Annotated in this window: 16 protein-coding genes; 14 read left to right on the top strand and 2 right to left on the bottom strand. The window is 46.0% G+C overall.

Annotated elements, in window-relative coordinates; genetic code table 11:
* Nucleotides 1-158: 158 nt before the first annotated feature.
* Nucleotides 159-1,916, top strand: a complete 1,758-nt coding sequence (locus ACGTNI_RS14965) for an IS1182 family transposase (protein ID WP_444875588.1) — start codon at nucleotides 159-161, stop codon at nucleotides 1,914-1,916.
* Nucleotides 1,917-1,926: 10 nt separating this feature from the next.
* On the opposite strand, the gene ACGTNI_RS14960 is transcribed toward ACGTNI_RS14965, so the two are convergent.
* Nucleotides 1,927-2,439 (bottom strand): gamma carbonic anhydrase family protein, encoded by a 513-nt coding sequence (locus tag ACGTNI_RS14960; protein ID WP_394463595.1) that lies wholly within the window; start codon nucleotides 2,437-2,439, stop codon nucleotides 1,927-1,929.
* A 69-nt stretch (nucleotides 2,440-2,508) separates the two neighbouring features.
* On the opposite strand from ACGTNI_RS14960, the gene ACGTNI_RS14955 reads away from it, so the two are divergent.
* From ACGTNI_RS14955 to ACGTNI_RS14895, 13 genes are all read left to right on the top strand, one after another.
* A complete protein-coding gene (locus ACGTNI_RS14955) occupies nucleotides 2,509-3,474 on the top strand; it encodes an NAD(P)H-dependent flavin oxidoreductase (RefSeq protein ID WP_394463594.1) in 966 nt (321 codons plus the stop codon).
* 865 nt (nucleotides 3,475-4,339) lie between these two features.
* Nucleotides 4,340-5,329, top strand: a complete 990-nt coding sequence (locus ACGTNI_RS14950; RefSeq protein WP_394463593.1) for an ABC transporter substrate-binding protein — start codon at nucleotides 4,340-4,342, stop codon at nucleotides 5,327-5,329.
* Between the two features lie 19 nt (nucleotides 5,330-5,348).
* Nucleotides 5,349-6,365, top strand: a complete 1,017-nt coding sequence (locus tag ACGTNI_RS14945; protein ID WP_085505014.1) for an ABC transporter permease — start codon at nucleotides 5,349-5,351, stop codon at nucleotides 6,363-6,365.
* Entirely contained in the window at nucleotides 6,349-7,143 is a 795-nt protein-coding gene (locus ACGTNI_RS14940; RefSeq protein ID WP_085505015.1) for an ABC transporter ATP-binding protein, read from the top strand. Before ACGTNI_RS14945 ends, ACGTNI_RS14940 begins: the two co-directional genes overlap by 17 nt.
* Nucleotides 7,144-7,241: 98 nt before the next feature.
* Nucleotides 7,242-7,640, top strand: a complete 399-nt coding sequence (locus ACGTNI_RS14935) for a thioesterase family protein (protein WP_394463592.1) — start codon at nucleotides 7,242-7,244, stop codon at nucleotides 7,638-7,640.
* Nucleotides 7,641-7,710: 70 nt separating this feature from the next.
* Complete coding sequence (locus ACGTNI_RS14930; protein WP_394463605.1) at nucleotides 7,711-8,817, top strand: Leu/Phe/Val dehydrogenase; 1,107 nt, start codon at nucleotides 7,711-7,713, stop codon at nucleotides 8,815-8,817.
* Nucleotides 8,818-8,847: 30 nt separating this feature from the next.
* Nucleotides 8,848-9,936 carry a pyruvate dehydrogenase (acetyl-transferring) E1 component subunit alpha gene (gene pdhA / locus ACGTNI_RS14925; RefSeq protein ID WP_394463591.1) on the top strand — a complete coding sequence of 363 codons (1,089 nt, stop codon included), beginning with the start codon at nucleotides 8,848-8,850 and terminating at the stop codon, nucleotides 9,934-9,936.
* A complete protein-coding gene (locus ACGTNI_RS14920) occupies nucleotides 9,915-10,916 on the top strand; it encodes an alpha-ketoacid dehydrogenase subunit beta (protein WP_394463590.1) in 1,002 nt (333 codons plus the stop codon). The genes pdhA and ACGTNI_RS14920 overlap by 22 nt, the downstream gene beginning before the upstream one ends.
* 15 nt (nucleotides 10,917-10,931) lie before the next feature.
* A complete protein-coding gene (locus ACGTNI_RS14915; protein ID WP_394463589.1) occupies nucleotides 10,932-12,146 on the top strand; it encodes a dihydrolipoamide acetyltransferase family protein in 1,215 nt (404 codons plus the stop codon).
* 30 nt (nucleotides 12,147-12,176) lie between these two features.
* Complete coding sequence (hppD, locus tag ACGTNI_RS14910) at nucleotides 12,177-13,298, top strand: 4-hydroxyphenylpyruvate dioxygenase (protein WP_394463588.1); 1,122 nt, start codon at nucleotides 12,177-12,179, stop codon at nucleotides 13,296-13,298.
* 80 nt (nucleotides 13,299-13,378) lie between these two features.
* A complete protein-coding gene (locus ACGTNI_RS14905) occupies nucleotides 13,379-14,008 on the top strand; it encodes a flavin reductase family protein (RefSeq protein WP_394463587.1) in 630 nt (209 codons plus the stop codon).
* Nucleotides 14,005-14,922, top strand: a complete 918-nt coding sequence (locus ACGTNI_RS14900) for a fumarylacetoacetate hydrolase family protein (RefSeq protein WP_394463586.1) — start codon at nucleotides 14,005-14,007, stop codon at nucleotides 14,920-14,922. The genes ACGTNI_RS14905 and ACGTNI_RS14900 overlap by 4 nt, the downstream gene beginning before the upstream one ends.
* Before the next feature lie 66 nt (nucleotides 14,923-14,988).
* Nucleotides 14,989-16,092, top strand: coding sequence for a homogentisate 1,2-dioxygenase (locus ACGTNI_RS14895; RefSeq protein WP_176223888.1), 1,104 nt, complete (start codon nucleotides 14,989-14,991; stop codon nucleotides 16,090-16,092).
* Nucleotides 16,093-16,422: 330 nt separating this feature from the next.
* On the opposite strand, the gene ACGTNI_RS14890 is transcribed toward ACGTNI_RS14895, so the two are convergent.
* Complete coding sequence (locus ACGTNI_RS14890; RefSeq protein WP_143030722.1) at nucleotides 16,423-16,521, bottom strand: putative holin-like toxin; 99 nt, start codon at nucleotides 16,519-16,521, stop codon at nucleotides 16,423-16,425.
* Nucleotides 16,522-16,689 lie beyond the last annotated feature (168 nt).

Here is a 16,689-nt window from a genome sequence, read left to right as displayed (position 1 = left end):
GTCAGCCTTGCTTCTCCCGCAGGAGTCTCATCGTTTCCCTGCCCAAATTGCCCATCAACAATGCAAAAATCTTCTTTTTTACATACAAAAAAATCGCCTCATTCGTTATAATGTAAGCGACCAAACCAACAAAAAACGAAAAGCGAGGCGATTTTTTTATGAGTAACTCTTCAGCTACTTTCATTGATTATAACATGGGGCAATTGGTTCTACCAATGGACTTCAGTGATTTAATTCCTGAGGACCATGTGGTCCGGGTCATTCACGCCATGGTGGAACAGGTGAACGATGACATCTTCTTTTCCCAATATCAAGGCGGCGGCCGGAGCTCCTATCATCCCAAAATGATGACAAAAGTTATCTTATACGCCTACACGCAAAAAATCTATTCCTGCCGCGAAATCGCCAAAGCACTTCGGGAACATCTGCCGATGATGTGGCTGGCCGGCCAACAGACACCAGATTTCCGAACCATCAACCGATTCCGCTCAGAACGGATGAAAGCCATCATTGAACCTTTATTCACGGAGTTGATTAAACTTCTGATCGACCAAGAATACATATCCATGGACAACTACTTCCTTGATGGAACCAAAATCGAGGCGAATGCCAATAAATACACGTTTGTGTGGAGAAAATCCGTCCAACGTTACGAAGAAAAACTACAGGAAAAATTAAATCAAACGTTCGCGGATATTGAAGATGCCATTGAGATGGATGAAAAAATACTCACTGATGAGGGGTCTCCTGCCAAGCGAGTAACTTCGGAGCAACTCGAAAAAGTTGTCGAGCAGGTAGAAGCTCAGGTAGAACAGGCGGAAAAAGCCGTCGAAGAAGAAAATGATAAGGAAAAGAAGAAAGAAAAAAAGGAAGTATTCCGTGCCAAACGACGTATCTATAAAACGTTGAGTCAGGACTACCTTCCTCGTTTGAAAAAGTATGAAACCCAGTTGGCCACCTTCGGTGATCGAAATAGTTTTTCCAAGACAGATACCGATGCCACCTTTATGCGAATGAAAGAAGATCATATGAAGAACGGGCAACTGAAACCTGGTTATAATGTGCAGGCAGGAACAGAAAACCAATTCATCATCGGCTACTCGATCCATCAGCGTCCTACGGACACCCGTTGTTTTGAACCGCATATACAAAAACTGCAGGCTACAGACCTTCCGTTCCCCAATACAATTGTCGCTGATGGAGGTTATGGTGGAGAAACCAATTACAAATACGCAAAGAAGGAAGGGTTTGATACACTCATTCCCTATAACACGATGCGAAAAGAGCAGTCTCGTTCGTTCAAGAAAGACCCAAGCCAGGTTATGAACTGGGAGTACAAGGAAGAAGGGGATTATTATATTTGTCCGAATGGACGAAAGGTCCCTTTTCAATTCCGTTCTCACCGTACCGATCGGTACGGATACACGCGAGCCTTCAAGGTCTATGAATGTGAAGCGTGTACCGGGTGCCCTATAAAAGAAAAATGCACGAAAGCAAAAGGAAACCGGCGTGTTTACTATAACCCGGCATATGAACAACTGAAGAAGGAAGCAAGGGAAAGCCTTTGGTGTGACGAAGGAGCACAAATCTACGCCAAACGAAAAGTTGAGGTGGAAAGTGTGTTCGGTCATATCAAAGGCAATCGGTCGTTCCGGAGATTTTCTCTCCGGGGCATCGATAAAGTGAATATAGAGTTTGGGCTGGTCGCCATTGCCCACAACTTCCTGAAACAGGCGGAGTTGATCCGGCTGTTTCGGGGAGGAAATAAGCTCACAATGAAAAAACCACGAAGAAAAATCAATTTCTTCGTGGTTTTTTTCATTTTAAAGAGGACTTTTGGGACAGCCCCTTTATCATTTCTTCTGTATCTCCGAGGTGTCTATTGCCATGGCAGGAACAACAGGGCGGGAAAATAACTGCATCAGTTTATTTAATTTGGTTTTTGTATTCTTTTCCTTTCTGGACATATGTATCAATCGATAGCTGGATGAGTTCGAAGTCTTTTTCGTTCAGTTCCCGGACTACTTTTCCGGGAGATCCGACTACAAGCGAACGCGGCGGGATTTTCTTCCCTGGGGGAATCAATGTGTTGGCTCCAATGATTGATTCTTCTCCAATTACTGCTCCATCCAGAATCGTCGAGCCCATCCCGATGATGCAGCGATTTTCCACCGTGCACCCGTGAAGGATGACATTATGGCCGACCGTCACTTCATCCTTGACGATCAGCGGAGATTCTTCATAAAGGTGACAGGTCGCATTATCCTGGATGCTGCAGCGTTCCCCGATTTTAATTGGAGCTTCATCTCCTCGCAAGACTGCGTTGAACCAGATGCTTGATTCTTTTCCTATAGAGACATCTCCGATTATATGGGTACCTGGGGCCATGAATACCGTATCATCTACTTCAGGCTGCTTTCCTCCGTAAGTATGTAACATTGTCTTCCTCCTTGTCGTTGTGTAAAGATTAAAAATATTATAACATTATTTATACGAAGGGGGAAAATTATGAAGCATGTTTGTGATTTATTAAATATTCGCAATCCGATTATTCAAGGTGGTATGGGTAATATCAGTAATGCTCCACTTGCTGCCGCTGTTTCTGAAGCAGGCGGTTTGGGGACCATCGGGGCAGGGACGATGGCTCCTCACGAACTGGAGTCCATCATCGTGGAAACAAAAGAAAGGACGGACCGCCCATTTGCCGTCAATGTCGCGATAAAAGTGACCCCATATTTAGAGGAGACCATCGATCTTATCCTTAAGCATGAGGTACCAGTAGTATCCTTATCAGCGGGAAATCCTGCTCCGCTGATCCCTGTGTTGAAAGAACATGGAAGGAAAATCATTACCGTCACTGCTTCCGTCAAACAGGCGGTCAAAGCTGAACAGGCAGGAGCAGATGTCATTGTGGCGGAAGGTTATGAAGCAGCCGGGATCAACTCTAACCTTGAGTTGACAACCATGACGTTGATTCCTCAAATCGTCGATGCTGTCCAAGTTCCGGTACTGGCAGCAGGGGGCATTGGAGATGGAAGAGGACTGGCTTCTGTACTCGCGCTTGGAGCAAGCGGTGTACAAATGGGAACAAGGTTGATCGCTACACAAGAAGCGCCGTTCCATGAAGCCTACAAACGGACGCTGCTGGAAGCGAAAGAAAACGATACGATGATTGTCGGCAGGTCGGTTGGCCGAGTGAGAAGAGTGATGAATACACCTTATAGCAAGAAGTTACTTGATTATGAAAAAACAGGAGTGCCATTAGAAAAGTTCAATGAAATGACTTCTGAAGATTATCATAAAATTGGCGCAATCGAAGGGCGGCTGGATGAAGGCTTCATTAACGGAGGACAAGTGTCGGGGCTCGTTTCTGATATTCCTTCTGTTGCTGAACTTATCGATATGATGATGAATGATGCGGCGTCCCGAATCCAGCAGTTACACGAGAACTTCAATTCTAACTATGTAAAATAACCTGCAGCTGAAATAGCTGCAGTATTTTTTTGTCTCTAATTTCACAGATAAGTTCCCAATTGCTGAAGACTCAAATTCGAGACTTTAGGTTGCGATTATGGTGGCCGGGAAAACGGATCGCTTTCCATGGGCATGTGGTGAGCTTCCTCAGGCTCCGCCTTGCGGGATCTCACCGCTCATGTTATTCCCACAGGACTTTGAATAAGCTTCTTGAATAAACACCGCACGAAGAAAATGCGTAGCATTTTCGAGGAGTCTCACCGTTTTCCCAGCCACCATACGTTTGTTAGCATCTTGAAACTGCTATCAAAAATAGCGTACTTTTGGAACAGAAAATACCGATCAATTTAGCATTGTGAGAGGGTTTTCTTCACTAAGTAGGGCTGGGCGATTTCGAGTCTCATATATGGCAAGGGGCGTGGGGGAAGGTTGAGACTCCTGCGGGAAAGGATAGACTGGCAAGACCCCGCAGAGCTTTAGCTCGAGGAGGCTTGCCGTCTTCCCCGCGGAAAGCGAATCCTTCCCCAACGCACCTAAACTCTCACAATCATCTCGAAATCAAGTCTTCGACTTTTCGGTTCTATTATTGAAGATCCTTAAAAACATAAAAGGGCGAAAGGGGGTGGCAGATATCTCCTAATCATGCAGGAGATTGAGGTTTTCAGTCGAATTAATAATAATAAAACAATGGTAAATATTCTGAAAACAAATTGACGTAATCTGATGTCAGTGATAATATAACGGTAATAACACGTTATGTATGTTGTTTATCATATTAACTTAAATTGGTGATGATGGAAGTGCTTATGAGGCGGTTGCCGGGGAGGCATTTCTATTATGATAAAAATTTTTAAGGGGGACCAAGATGAAAAAAGGATTAATGGGAGTTATGATGCTGTTGTTTGCGAGCATGGCTTTACTTGCCGGATGTGCCAGTGATGCTTCCGGTGATGAAAAAGTAACAATCGGTGTCACACAGATTGTGGAACACCCGTCCTTAGACGCAGCTTTTGAAGGATTCAAAGAAGCCCTTGCAGAGAATGGGTATGTCGAAGGGGAGAATGTTACATACGACGTACAAATTGCACAGGGTGATATGAATAATGCCCAATCGATTGCCAACAACTTTGTCGGTGACAAAGTAGACTTGATTTTTGCTAATGCTACTCCAAGCGCCCAAAGTGCGCTGAATGCAACCAAAGATATCCCGATCATTTTCACTTCGGTTACAGATCCAGTCGGAGCAAATTTAGTTTCGTCTTTTGAGGAACCAGGTGATAACATTACGGGAACCTCTGATACACATCCAGATGCTATCCCTCAAACTATCAATTTTATCGTAGATGAATTACAGCCTGAAAAAATCGGTGTCATTTATAATTCAGGAGAACAAAATTCCACGGTACAAGTAGATGTCATTAAAGAAGTATTAGGAGACACAAATGTTGAGCTGGTACCTGTTTCCGTTTCTACTTCTGCAGAAGTGAAACAAGCTGCTGAATCATTAGTAGGGCGTGTCGATGCCATGTATATCCCAACGGATAACACGGTGGTTTCTGCTTTGGAATCTGTTATTGATGTTGCTCAGAAAGAAGATATTCCAATGTTCGCAGGTGAATTGGATTCCGTGGAAGCTGGCGCGGTAGCTGGCAGTGGATTCAGCTATAAAGACCTCGGCTATGAAACTGGTGAAATGGCTGCCCAGGTATTGAATGGCGATAAAGAACCTTCTGACATTCCAGTTTCCTACCCTAAAAACTTGAAACTTGTTATCAATAAAGATGCAGCAGAAGCACAAGGTCTTGAAATCAAGGATGAGTGGAGCGACATCGCAGAATTTTTCGAAGGTGAATAAGCAGAAAGGATGATTCAACTTGTTTACAGCAATCTTTGGTTCACTAGAATCAGGTATCATCTACGCCATCATGGCCTTAGGGGTCTACTTATCCTTCCGCATCCTGGATTTTCCCGATTTGACCGTTGATGGAAGCTTTGTCACAGGGGCTGCTGTTGCGGCAATAATGATTGTCAATGGCGGCAATCCTTTTGTTGCTACCCTCATTGCGCTGGTCATTGGCTTTCTGGCGGGCTGTATTACCGGGATGCTTCACACCATTGGAAAAATCAATGCCTTATTATCCGGGATACTGATGATGATCGCACTCTATTCGATCAATTTAAGAATAATGGGCAGGTCGAATATTCCTTTGCTCAATGAAGAGACAGCCTTTACAACTGTCTCTTCGTTCTGGGAAAAGCTTGGAATCGATCCGATTCTGAACAAAGGGTTGGAGTTGATCGGGCTGGGAGGCAGCCTGCCTTCCACCTGGGCAATTCTATTTTTCATGATCCTGGTTACCTTAATGATCAAGTTCGCAACCGATATGTTCTTGAAAACCGAGATCGGCCTTGCTGTACGGGCTACCGGGGACAATAAACGAATGATCCGAAGCTTTTCTGCCAATACCAATCTGCTAGTCATCCTTGGGCTTGGCTTATCGAATGCGATGGTCGCTTTTTCCGGAGCTCTGATTGCACAGTACGGATCTTTCGCAGATGTCGGTATGGGAATCGGGATGATCATTATCGGTCTTGCATCCGTCATTATTGGTGAAGCGCTATTCGGTACGAAGACAATTGCGAGAACAACGCTTGCGGTAGTTGGCGGCGCCATCATTTACCGGATTGTCGTCAGTCTGGCACTTCGGGTGGAATTTTTGGAAACCGGAGATATGAAACTGATTACAGCTACGATCGTCATTCTGGCATTGACGGTTCCAAAAATGATTGACAGCCATCGTGAAAAGAGACGGAAGAAACAAAAGCATAAGGAAATCATGGTAGACCTGCCAATGGAAAGTGGGGGAGAGCAACGTGCTGCAGCTAAATAGAATCCATAAAGTATTCAATGAAAATACACCGGACGAAAAAATAGCGCTGGACGATGTCGACCTTTCCATGAAAGGTGGAGATTTCGTAACAGTCATTGGAAGTAATGGTGCCGGGAAATCTACGTTGATGAATATCATTTCCGGGGTACTTCTCCCGGATACAGGGATGGTCCGGATAAATGAAAAAGATGTCAGCCTGGTTCCGGAATATAAACGGTCTAAGCTGATCGGAAGAGTGTTCCAGGATCCAATGGCGGGGACGGCTCCGACAATGACGATAGAAGAAAATTTGGCCATGGCCTATTCGCGTAATAAAAACCGTACCTTTCGAAAAGGGGTAACGAGAAGCCGCCGGGCCTATTTTAAAGAAGTATTGGAAACGCTCCATCTAGGACTGGAAGACAGACTGAATGTAAAAGTGGGGCTCCTTTCAGGTGGGGAGAGGCAGGCGTTATCGTTATTGATGGCCACTTTCACGGAACCTGCCATCCTTTTACTGGATGAACACACAGCCGCGCTCGATCCTTCGCGTGCGGAGTTGATTACAAACCTGACGAAAGAGATTGTAGCGAAATATAATCTGACCACTCTGATGGTCACCCATAATATGCAGCAGGCACTGGATTTAGGTAATCGGTTAATCATGATGGATAAAGGTCAAATTATTCTGAAGGTGGATGAACAAGAGAAGAAACATTTGACTGTAGATAAACTGATGGCTGAGTTCCAGCGGATACGGGGTGAACAAATGGCCAGTGACCGAGCCTTGCTAAGCTGATTTCACAAACTTTCCTGTCAAAAGTGGGGTGATACCGCTTCTGTGTTGGCAGGATACATAGGAATAGCTGCTAGAACAATAGGATAAGGGGGAATCTAATGAAGCCTGGTATGCATGAAGGACAATCAGCAACAGTGAGGACGAAGGTGACAAGTGATATGTTCGCCCAGTTCGAAGGGGAAGTTGTCCACGAGACTTTTTCCACTGTATCCCTTGTTTATTATATGGAATGGGCGTCAAGGCAAATCATTCTTCCTTATTTAGAAGATGAGGAGGAAGGGATGGGCGGGGCTGTCACAGTCAAACATGTTAACCCTGCTCCTGAAGGTACGCAAGTACAAATAACAGCGACAGTGACAGCATTAAAACGTAATATAGTCGTTACAGAGGTGAAGGCGGAAAGTGATGGAAAAATCATAGGAACTGGTGAAGTGAAGCAGGTTATTCTGCCAAAAGTAAAGATAAAAGAAATGCTGCAAATAGAGAATAAAGTATAAATCTATTTTTTTTGGGAAATGTGAAAGCGCTTACTAGAAAAGTATGACAAAAGGGGGAGTCATCATGAACATGGATATGTTCGAACGCATCAGTGAACATCAGCAGGTGCTATTTTGTAACGATCAGGCGACAGGGTTGAAGGCGATCATCGCCATTCATAATACGACCCTTGGTCCGGCTCTTGGGGGATGCCGGATGCAGCCTTATGAGAGTGTGGATGCAGCCTTGGAAGATGTCCTGCGTCTTTCGAAAGGAATGACTTACAAATGCGCGGCCGCCGATGTCGATTTCGGGGGAGGTAAAGCGGTCATCATCGGCGACCCGGCAAAAGACAAAAATCCTGAGTTATTCCGGGCTTTTGGGCAGTTCGTTGAATCATTGAATGGACGCTTTTATACCGGCACAGATATGGGAACAACGCCGGGGGATTTTGTCCATGCGCTGAAAGAAACCAACTGTATCGTAGGAGTAGAAGAAGAATACGGCGGCAGCGGGGATTCCTCCGTACCGACTGCATTAGGTGTCATTTATGGAGTGAAGGCAACCAACCAGGCGGTATGGGGAAGTCCGGATTTTGGTGACAAGACCTATGCCATTCAAGGCTTAGGAAAAGTAGGGGCCAAAGTAGCAGAGCACCTGCTCCAGGAAGGAGCCAACCTGTATGTCACTGACATTAACCAATCGGCCATTGATGATGTGTTATCTAAAGCGAAACAGTATAACGGGTTTGTGAAAGTCGTCCATGATAAAGAGATTTATAGTGTTGACGCTGATGTCTTTGTACCATGTGCCTTCGGAGGAGTCATCAACGACGAGACGATCGAGCAGTTGAAGGTAAGAGCGGTTGCAGGTTCAGCAAATAACCAATTGCTCGATATACGTCACGGGAAAATACTGCAGGAAAAAGGAATTCTTTATGCGCCGGATTATATCGTCAACGCAGGCGGCCTGATACAGGTAGCGGATGAATTGTACGAACCGAATAAAGCAAGGGTGTTAAGAAAGACAAAAGCGATTTATACATCGTTACTGGATGTTTTCCAGGAATCGATGAACAGTGGTATCTGCACAGTGGAAGCATCCAATCTGTTATGTGAAAGAAGAATTGAATCCCGTGCCCAGCGCAACAGCTTCTTCAGCCATATGAAACGACCGAAATGGGCGGTAAGAAATTAAGTAAACATCCATGAAAAAAAGGGTGGTTTGATGGAAAATCAGTTTCCTATAACGAAGTGGGTAGATGAAAACGGCAATATTACTGGCGAAGATTACAAAGAAATGGTGACAGAAGAGCTGGCTAGGACGTTTTACCAGCACATGATCCGCATCCGTACTTTTGACAAGAAGGGGATCAGCTTGCAGCGTCAGGGAAGAATCGGCACCTATGCGCCATACGAAGGGCAGGAAGCAAGCCAGGTGGGCAGTGCACTGGCATTGGAAACGGAGGATTGGATGTTTCCTTCTTACCGGGATCATGGAGCAGCCATGACGTTCGGACACTCCTTGAGAAATATCCTTTTATTCTGGAATGGCAGAAATGAAGGCTGTATCCCACCGGAGGGGAAAAATATCTCCCCTCCTGGCATTCCCATCGCGACTCAGCTTCCCCACGCGGTAGGGGCAGCTTTTGCGGAAAAGCGGAAAGGAACGAAAAATGCTGCCATCGTCTATTTTGGAGATGGAGCCACTTCTGAAGGCGATTTTCATGAAGGGTTGAATATGGCCAGTGTGTTTGAAGCTCCGGTAGTGTTTTTCAATCAAAATAATCGTTATGCCATTTCTGTACCAATGGAAAAACAAATGAAAACAAAAACGATTGCCCAGAAAGCGCTGGCTTATGATATTCCCGGCATTCGCATTGATGGCAATGATGTTTTCGCTGTTTATTTTGAAACGTTGAAAGCGATGGACAGGGCAAGAGCCGGTGAAGGACCGACACTGATCGAAGCGGTGACCTGGCGCTATGGGGCCCATACGACTGCTGATGATCCGACGAAATATCGTGATCAGATGGAGAGTGAACGAAAAAGGGAAGAGACGGACCCGGTCCTGCGTGTAGAACGGCTATTAAAAAATAATGGCTGGTTCGATGAAGCGTGGGCAGAGCGTATGCAGAAGCAGGCGGCTGAGGAGGTGGATGCTGCGGTGGCAGAAATGGAAAGCTTTCCGCCGGCAGACCCCGCTGATATTTTTGATCATGTATTCGCGGAACCTACCTGGCAGCTGCAGCAGCAAAAGCAGGAATACTTCCAAGCGAAGAAGGGGGTTCCCGTATGGAATCAACAACAGCAGTAAAAAAGAAGACGATGACGCTTGTCCAGGCTATAACCGACGGGATGCGGACGATGCTTGCCGAAGATGAAAACGTCCTCGTTCTTGGGGAGGATGTTGGAAAGAATGGTGGGGTCTTTCGTGCCACCGATCATCTGCAGGAGGAATTCGGTGAAGACAGGGTGATGGATACGCCGCTTAGCGAAGCCGGGTTTATCGGAGCGGCGATCGGGATGGCGGTCAATGGGCTGCGTCCTGTAGCTGAAATCCAATTCCTTGGTTTCATCTATCCGGCGTATGAACAGATCATGACGCACGCTTCCCGCCTGCGTTCCCGTACGATGGGACATTTTACGGTGCCGATTGTAATCCGCGCTCCTTATGGGGCAGGAGTACGGGCTCCTGAAATCCATTCCGACAGTACGGAAGCGATTTTTACCCACATGCCCGGGTTGAAAGTCGTCTGTCCATCGTCACCTGTGGATGCGAAAGGGCTGCTTATAGCGGCAATCGAGGACCCGGATCCTGTTTTATATTTAGAGCCGATGCGGTGCTATCGCTCGTCCCGGGAAGAAGTGCCGGAAGGAAAATATACCGTCGAAATCGGGAAAGCGAACAAGCTGCAGGGAGGAAATGATGTTTCTGTCATTACCTGGGGAGCGATGGTTCCTGTCGCATCGCAGGCTGTGAAAGAAATGGAAGCAAAAGGGGTTTCCTGTGAACTGATTGATCTCCGTACCCTTTATCCAATCGATCGGGATACGATAGCCGCATCTGTTCAAAAAACAGGACGGACAGTCATAGTTCATGAAGCACATGGAACCGGGGGAGTGGGAAATGATGTACTGGCAATCGTCAACGACACCTCTTTTCTTTATCAGAAAGCCCCGGTTGAGCGTGTGACCGGTTTTGACTCACCGGTACCTTTTTTCGGATTTGAAGATGAATACCTGCCGACTCCGGCGAGGGTGAAGCATGCGATCGAAAAGGTGATCAAGTTTTGACGGGGGAGGGTGACTATGGTTGAAATAAAGCTTCATGATATCGGGGAGGGAATGACCGAAGCAGAGGTGACACATTTTCTTGTGAAGCCTGGTGATAAGGTGACTGTCGATCAACCGGTGGTAGAGGTTTCTACAGATAAAATGACAGCAGAAATCCCAGCTCCACAGCACGGGGTAGTCAAGGAACTGTTGGTGGAAGAGGGAAAGACTATTTCCATTGGGACAACGGTGGTCGTACTTGAAACCTCCGGCGAAGCGGAACGGGAAACCGCCGCTACAGTGGAATTAGAGAAAGAACCAGTGAAAGCGGAAGCCCCTCTGGTTCAAAGGTTCGAAGTTACGGCTCCGGACCGGCGTGTCAAGGCTGCGCCTTACACAAGGAAGGTAGCCCGCGAGCTTGACGTTGATATAGAACAGGTAGAAGGGAGCGGTATCAGAGGCAGGATTACAGTGGACGATGTTAAACGCTATGCTGCTGAGCCAGTTCCTGAAGCCCCTGCTAAAGTGGAAGAACAAACGGAAGTCACATCAGAAAATTCGGAGACGATTCCTTTTCGTGGCAGAAGAAAGCAGATTGCTAATAAGATGACGCAATCCCTATTTACCATTCCTCATTGTACGCACTTTGAGGAAATAGATGTCACGGAATTGCTTAGTATCAGACAGGAACTGAAGCAGGAGGAACTTTCTATTTCGGCGACTGCTTTTTTTGTCAAAGCCGTATCCGTGGCACTTCAGGAATTTCCGGTTTTCAACGCCAGACTCGATGAAGAAAACGAAGCCATCCGGATCATAAAGGAACATCACATCGGAATTGCTACGGATACAGCAGAAGGTCTGATTGTTCCTGTACTTAAAAATGTAGAGAAAAAGTCGTTACAGACAATCCATGAAGAACTGAAAGCATTGACACAAAAAGCTGTTGAGAATCGCTTAAAGCGTGAAGAGATGACAGGAAGTACATTTACCATCAGTAATGTCGGCCCGCTTGGTGGCAGCATTGGGGCTACCCCGATCATCAACTATCCGGAAGTTGGGTTGATGGCTTTTCATAAAACAAAAAGAAGACCGATGGTGGTCAATGAGGACGAAATAGCAATTCGTTCGATGATGAATATCTCGATGGTGTTCGATCATCGTGTGGCAGATGGCGGTACGGCAGTTTCATTCACCAACCGGGTGCAGACCTTGATAGAACGACCATATTTACTATTCGTTGACTTGAAATAATAAGAATTATTAATGTTGGAGGGATTACGTATGAAAGAACAAGTTACACAAAAACAGGCGCCGGAAGCGGTTGAGGATTTTTTCCCGGTCAAAGAAGTGGATTACCTGGAATATTATACTGGAAATGCTAAGCAGGCAGCCCACTTTTTCTGTACGGCATTCGGGTTTGAACCGGTGGCGTATTCCGGATTGGAAACAGGAAATCGTGAAACAGTATCTTATGTGCTGCAGCAACGCAAGGTCAGGATTGTCGTGACGGGCACATTGACAGAAAGCAGCAGAGTTGCTGAATTCACGAAAAAGCACGGAGACGGAGTGAAAGACGTCGCCCTTACGGTAGATGATGTCGATAAAGCATACAAAGAAGCGGTATCTCGTGGTGCGATTGAAATTACGCCGCCATTCACGATCGATGATGAGTATGGGCCAGTGAAAAAAGCGGTAATTGGAACGTATGGCGATACGATCCATACTTTGGTGGAGCGTAAAGATTATAAAGGCGTGTTCATGCCTGGGTTCCTTCCAGCCGATTTCGAAGTTCCTCATGAATCGGCCGGCATTGCCGCCATCGATCATGTGGTCGGAAATGTAGAGCGGATGGAAGAATGGGTTTCCTATTATGAAAAAGTCATGGGCTTCAAGGAAATGCGCCACTTCTCGGATGAAGATATTACAACCGAATATTCCGCGTTGATGTCAAAAGTGATGCACAACGGCGGGCGGATCAAATTCCCGATCAACGAACCAGCAGAAGGAAAGAGAAAATCTCAAATCGAAGAATATCTTGATTTCTATAATGGCCCTGGGGTGCAGCACATTGCCTTAATTACCGGAGATATCGTCGATACGGTAACCAAGCTTCGTGCAAACGGTGTGGAATTCCTTAATACACCAGATGCCTATTACGATGAACTGTCCGACCGAGTCGGGGAAATAGATGAAGAAATCGACAAATTAAGAGAGTTGAAGATTCTCGTAGACCGGGATGATGAAGGCTATCTATTACAGATTTTCACAAAGCCGATCGTTGACCGTCCTACAATGTTCATTGAAATCATCCAGCGTAAAGGGGCCCGCGGGTTCGGGGAAGGAAACTTCAAGGCACTCTTCGAATCTATCGAACGGGAACAGGAACGAAGAGGAAATCTTTAAAAGAAGCTATAACTGCAGAATAAAATCAAGGGAGACTACGGTTCTCCCTTTTTCTACTAAGAAAGCGTGGTGGATAAATCATGGAAATTAAACCCGATAGCCTGGCCTGGAAAGACGCATATAAACTATTGATCGGTTCCGTGCTGCCCAGACCGATTGCTTTCGTTTCTACTGTGGATGCAGAAGGAAATGCGAATCTCGCCCCATTCAGTTTTTTTACCGGCATCTGTGCCGATCCGATGTTGATATGCTTTGCTCCTATGCTTCGTGGGACAGATGGTGAGAAGAAGGATACATTGCGGAATATTGAAGCGACGAAGGAATTTGTCATCAACGTTGTCAGCGAAGATTTTGCCGAACAAATGAATAATACCGCCATCGAGTATCAGTATGGTGTCGATGAATTCGAAGCTGCCGGATTAACGAAAGCAGCTAGTACTTCGGTTAAGCCCCCGCGTGTAAAAGAGAGCAGGGTGCACCTGGAGTGCGAGCTCCATGAATTGCTTCATTTTGGCAATGAGCCAGGAGCAGGAAGCCTGGTGATTGGAAAGGTGAAGGTGGTTCAGGTAAATGACGATTTATATGAAAGTGGCCGTATCGATACAGAAAAATTGAACCCAATCGGGCGGATGGCAGGCCAGAATTATACAAAAGCGATTGCCGAAACGTTCACGTTAGAACGGAAGAAAAGCCCTGAGGGATTAAAATGAAATATATCACGTTTATTAATAAACAAAGAAAGATAGCTGCAGGCTGGATAGACAAAGATGTAGTCGTAGATATGCATGAGGCTTCAAACGGTGAATTGCCGGCAGACTTAGTGACGTTCCTTGAAAAAGAAGAAGCGTATCGCGGTCTGGTTGAAAAACTCGCAGATTCTTTGAATATAGATGATGCAGGAGTCTATCGAAAAGAAGAGGTGGATTTGTTAGCACCTTTGCCCCGGCCTGTCAGTGTCCGTGATTTCTATGCTTTTGAAGAACACGTAAAGACAGCGCGGGGCAAGCGCGGCCTCGACGTGGTGCCCGAATGGTATGAGATTCCTGTTTTTTATTTTTCGAATCACCTGGCGATCAAAGGTCCGGAGGAAGAAGTGGCCAGGCCGGAAAACTGTAGATGGCTGGATTATGAATTGGAAATCGCCTGTGTCATCGGGAAACAAGGCCGGAATATACCTGCTGCAGAGGCAGGTGATTATATATTCGGCTACTGCATCATGAACGATTGGAGTGCCCGCGATCTGCAACAGCAGGAAATGAAGGTCGGCCTTGGACCTGCGAAGGGGAAAGATTTCGCTACTTCGATTGGTCCGTGGCTGGTCACGAAAGATGAGCTGGTTCCTTTTCAAAAAGACGGGCGTTATGACCTGGAAATGAAAGCGGCAGTAAATGGAAAGGTTCTCTCGGCAGGAAATTTTGAGACGATACATTATTCGTTTGCTGAAATGATCGAGCGTGCTTCCGCAGATGTCACACTTTACCCTGGCGAAGTGATCGGTTCAGGTACAGTTGGTACGGGTTGCATTCTGGAGTTAGGAACAGATGTACACCGGTGGCTGGAGCCGGGGGATGAAGTGTCTCTTGAAATTTCAGGGTTAGGAAAACTGACCAATAAAATTATATAAGCAGTTGAAGGAGGGAGACGGGTGTTTTATCGAAGTTTAGGGGAGATTCCCCATAAGCGACATACCATGTTTAAGAAAGAAGACGGAACATTATTTCGTGAACAAGTGATGGGAACGAAAGGCTTTTCAGGAACACAGTCGATCCTTTATCATCACCACATGCCGACCGAGGTGACAAAAGCGGAGCAGTTGTATAGCTACCTGCCTGAATTTGAAGAGCAGGATGCACTGAGGCACCGTCATTTCCAGACGCCGGAAGCCGATAGGGGTGGAAATGCGTTAGATGCCCGGAATTATACGCTCGGGAATGAAGACTTATTGATGGGAACCATGAAAGTGACTGAACCGATGGAAGCTTTTTATCGCAATGGCGACGGAGATGAAATGTTATTCATTCATACTGGTGCAGGGAAGATTGAAAGTATGTTCGGTACGATTACTTACCGGAAAGGGGATTATATTGTTATCCCGATTGGAACCATTTATCGTCTGGTACCGGAGAGTGAAAGTCTGATCTTTTTTGTAGAGTCGTTCAGTCAGATTACGACGCCCAGGAGGTATCGCAATGAGTATGGCCAGTTGCTGGAACACAGCCCATTTTGTGAACGGGACATCCGCGGGCCGGAAAAGTTGGAAACCTACGATGACAAAGGTGAATTTGAAGTACTGACTAAATCCCGGGGCCATGTTCATAAGCATATCTTTAACCACCATCCTCTGGATGTCGTCGGGTGGGATGGCTATCTTTATCCATGGGTGTTCAACGTCGAAGACTTCGAACCGATTACGGGACGAATCCATCAGCCGCCTCCGGTCCATCAAACCTTTGAGGGGCATAATTTTGTCGTTTGTTCGTTTGTGCCACGTCTGTTCGACTACCACCCAGAGTCGATTCCAGCTCCGTACTATCACAGCAACGTGAATAGTGACGAAGTGCTTTATTATGTCGAAGGGAATTTCATGAGCAGGAAAGGGATTAATGAGCGTTCGATAACGCTGCACCCGAGCGGTATTCCTCATGGGCCGCATCCTGGAACGACCGAAGCCAGTATTGGCAAAAAGGAAACACTGGAACTGGCGGTCATGGTCGATACGTTCCGGCCGCTCAAAGTGGTAAAGCAGGCGAAGGATTATGAGGATTCGAACTATATGTATACTTGGGTGGAATAAAAGGCTTATGAACGAAGCTGCTTACAGGCTGCTTCGTTTTTTAAACTTTCTTTACTTGAAGACTCATTTTTGAGAAAAGTTGTTTCCATTGTGGTTATGATCAATCATTCGCTTTCAAATTTGAGTAATTGAGGTTTGTTAAAATTTTCACTAATAAAATGGGATTCATTATACTATTTTTGAGATTTTGTGGTATCATTAAAGTGGTACAGACATAAGGTAAGAAGACCGCAGTTGGCGCTGCGGTCTCTAGGATATCGATTCCCCCAGGGGATCGGCCGTCAGGAATAGACCTCTCCCAATCAACTTGTCCAGGGTTAATAGGGAGGTCTATTTTTTATTGGTCAGTTTGATGACCAGGGCGAGCAACGTAAGAATAAAGGTGCCGAACGCAAGCATCACCATCAGGACTTCATACGTACCCATCATAGGCATCACCCCCTTCTTCCTCGGACATGGGGCTAGCCGACCTCTCCCTACAAGATCGATATCTATTTACAAGGATACCATATTTTTCACAAAAGGGGAACAAACGTTCTGTAATTAGGGAGAACGTTGTGAGAGATAGGATAAAAGTATGCTTTTTTTAATGCCGGT

This window comes from Thalassobacillus sp. B23F22_16, from assembly GCF_043496955.1.
In the GTDB taxonomy this organism is placed as follows: domain Bacteria; phylum Bacillota; class Bacilli; order Bacillales; family Halobacillaceae; genus Thalassobacillus; species Thalassobacillus devorans_A.
Note: the sequence above shows the minus strand (reverse complement) of the source record. Positions and strands in the feature narration are given on the sequence as shown.

What these genes read in the sequence shown, in the direction of transcription:
- ACGTNI_RS14965 (WP_444875588.1), top strand. Translation starts at nt 159, where the DNA reads ATGAGTAACTCTTCAGCTACTTTCATTGATTATAACATGGGGCAATTG.
- ACGTNI_RS14960 (WP_394463595.1), bottom strand. Translation starts at nt 2,439, where the DNA reads ATGTTACATACTTACGGAGGAAAGCAGCCTGAAGTAGATGATACGGTA.
- ACGTNI_RS14955 (WP_394463594.1), top strand. Translation starts at nt 2,509, where the DNA reads ATGAAGCATGTTTGTGATTTATTAAATATTCGCAATCCGATTATTCAA.
- ACGTNI_RS14950 (WP_394463593.1), top strand. Translation starts at nt 4,340, where the DNA reads ATGAAAAAAGGATTAATGGGAGTTATGATGCTGTTGTTTGCGAGCATG.
- ACGTNI_RS14935 (WP_394463592.1), top strand. Translation starts at nt 7,242, where the DNA reads ATGAAGCCTGGTATGCATGAAGGACAATCAGCAACAGTGAGGACGAAG.
- ACGTNI_RS14930 (WP_394463605.1), top strand. Translation starts at nt 7,711, where the DNA reads ATGGATATGTTCGAACGCATCAGTGAACATCAGCAGGTGCTATTTTGT.
- pdhA (WP_394463591.1), top strand. Translation starts at nt 8,848, where the DNA reads ATGGAAAATCAGTTTCCTATAACGAAGTGGGTAGATGAAAACGGCAAT.
- ACGTNI_RS14920 (WP_394463590.1), top strand. Translation starts at nt 9,915, where the DNA reads ATGGAATCAACAACAGCAGTAAAAAAGAAGACGATGACGCTTGTCCAG.
- ACGTNI_RS14915 (WP_394463589.1), top strand. Translation starts at nt 10,932, where the DNA reads ATGGTTGAAATAAAGCTTCATGATATCGGGGAGGGAATGACCGAAGCA.
- hppD (WP_394463588.1), top strand. Translation starts at nt 12,177, where the DNA reads ATGAAAGAACAAGTTACACAAAAACAGGCGCCGGAAGCGGTTGAGGAT.
- ACGTNI_RS14905 (WP_394463587.1), top strand. Translation starts at nt 13,379, where the DNA reads ATGGAAATTAAACCCGATAGCCTGGCCTGGAAAGACGCATATAAACTA.
- ACGTNI_RS14900 (WP_394463586.1), top strand. Translation starts at nt 14,005, where the DNA reads ATGAAATATATCACGTTTATTAATAAACAAAGAAAGATAGCTGCAGGC.
- ACGTNI_RS14895 (WP_176223888.1), top strand. Translation starts at nt 14,989, where the DNA reads ATGTTTAAGAAAGAAGACGGAACATTATTTCGTGAACAAGTGATGGGA.
- ACGTNI_RS14890 (WP_143030722.1), bottom strand. Translation starts at nt 16,521, where the DNA reads ATGATGGGTACGTATGAAGTCCTGATGGTGATGCTTGCGTTCGGCACC.